This is a genomic window from Neisseria sp. P0021.S007 (genome assembly GCF_051956855.1).
Genome location: NZ_JBQCXA010000795.1, coordinates 1 through 596, shown reverse-complemented (window position 1 = coordinate 596; position 596 = coordinate 1). Strand labels below are relative to the sequence as shown.

Genomic DNA, 596 nt, shown 5'->3' with positions numbered 1-596 from the left:
CTCGTGCTCGGCCCGACGCTGGCGCGTTTCGGTGAAGCCCAAGTCAGCCTGCCTGGCGGCTGCGCCATCGGTTCGCGCCCCGTTGACCAGCACCTCAAAGGCCTCGAGACCATGGGTGCGGAAATCACCATAGAACACGGCTACGTCAAAGCCAAAGGTCGTCTGAAAGGCGCACGCGTGGTGATGGATATGATTACCGTCGGCGGTACGGAAAACCTGCTGATGGCGGCGACCCTCGCCGAAGGCACCACCGTTTTGGAAAATTGCGCCATCGAACCCGAAGTCGTCGATTTGGCAGAATGCCTCGTCAAAATGGGCGCGAAAATCAGCGGCATCGGTACGTCAACCATGACCGTCGAAGGCGTGAAAGAGCTGCACGGCTGCGAACACAGCGTCGTGCCTGACCGCATCGAAGCCGGTACCTTCCTTTGCGCCGTCGCCATGACCGGCGGCAAAGTCGTCCTGCGCAAAGCTGCCCCCAAAACCATGGAAGTCGTTTTGGACAAACTCGTCGAAGCCGGCGCCATCATCGAAGCGGGCGACGACTGGATTTCCATCGACATGCAGCAACGGCCGAAAGCGGTAAACATCCGCAC

Annotated in this window: 1 pseudogene; it reads left to right on the top strand. The window is 60.1% G+C overall.

Annotation, left to right across the window (positions count from 1 at the left end):
* Positions 1 to 596 (top strand): annotated as a pseudogene (locus ACTHUR_RS15995) (UDP-N-acetylglucosamine 1-carboxyvinyltransferase); the annotation flags it as partial.